Below are 1,182 nucleotides of genomic sequence, written 5' to 3'. Positions count from 1 at the left end.
TTGAGTGCGGATGCTCAGGCTTTCGCTGTTTGAACCGTCATCTTTTGACAGCCGGCAGTATAAAGCAGTTACTTTTTTGTCCTTTTCCATGTGTACCTCCATAATGGAAAAGAGACCTCATCAATCACATTGTAGCGGATGCTGCGTGATGATGCAAGCCCTTTTCCGCAGTAAAACGTCCAATTAGCCAGCGGCGAGATACGATTCGGCAGTTTTACGAATTTCTTCTTCCGCAAGCCGCTGAAAAAGCGTATTCATCGGCACATTGCCGATATAATGGCGTTCCACGATCAGGCGCACGGACTTCGGACTTCTCGGCGCACGTTTACGTGTGGTGGGCTTCTTCTCAGATTTTTCTTTGTTCAAGGGCAGACCTCCTCATTCATGTGGTGCAAATACGGAAAGGAATGGATGGATTCTATTCGTTTTTCTCTTTTTGTTTTATTACGTTGGTTAGGTAAAAGTTTTCTTTGATACAGTCTTTAAGGCTGCTATACTGCATAGGAAAAATATCTTTTGCAGATGCCATTAAGAATCTGCATCACAGAATCGTGATTTTGGCGGTTCTTGAATCGTGAAAAACGCAGAACTATTCAACATTTGGAATTTTCACAAAGATGTGATTGGGCGAAGAAAACCGCGTTCGTCTGCGCTCGATCAATCCCGCAGCGTCCAATTCCTTAAGCGCACTGGAAACACTGACAGTGCTGCGCCCTAGCTGCTCAGCCAAAGAGCAAATCGTAAAAATGACAAACACGAAACCACGTTCATCTATCCAGAGATTTTTCTGCGAGAGCGTGGCACGGTCGAGCAGCAGCGCATAAGTCATTTTTGCAGTCTGGCTCAGGTCAAGTTCCAAAAGGAAGCGTGGGTATGGGAGAAACGGCGGCAGCGGAGTTTGCGTGGTAAGATATTCTGAAATGTTGATCACCTCCAGCTGAAGCAGAAATCAGAAACAAAGAGTATGTAACGAGAATTGGTGGGTTCCAATTCTCCAGTCGCAGAAAAGCACGAAACAAGTGCTCAACTGCGTTAATAAGTTAAGGTCTCCCATATTGGTCCTCGACTTCCCTAGGAGTGGGGAATCGTCCGGCGGCGGGCTTGCACCGCACCATTGGCATTTCAGCCACCCCGTCTTCGTTATGACCGGGCTGCGAGTTACAGAAGTACCTTTTGTGAAGT

2 protein-coding genes are annotated in these 1,182 nt (G+C 46.6%); both read right to left on the bottom strand.

Annotated features, from left to right (window positions below):
• Positions 1 to 183 precede the first annotated feature (183 nt).
• Positions 184 to 366, bottom strand: coding sequence for a hypothetical protein (locus C7J97_RS14690; protein ID WP_005924684.1), 183 nt, complete (start codon positions 364 to 366; stop codon positions 184 to 186).
• 223 nt (positions 367 to 589) lie between these two features.
• The gene (locus C7J97_RS14685; protein ID WP_242983548.1) at positions 590 to 859 is read right to left on the bottom strand and encodes a replication initiator protein A; all 270 of its coding nucleotides are present in this window, start codon (positions 857 to 859) and stop codon (positions 590 to 592) included.
• Positions 860 to 1,182: the final 323 nt, after the last annotated feature.

The sequence above is a fragment of the Faecalibacterium prausnitzii genome, from assembly GCF_003324185.1.
Lineage (GTDB): Bacteria > Bacillota > Clostridia > Oscillospirales > Ruminococcaceae > Faecalibacterium > Faecalibacterium prausnitzii.
The sequence above is the reverse complement of the archived record's forward strand: the minus strand, read 5'-3'. Positions and strand labels throughout refer to the sequence as shown.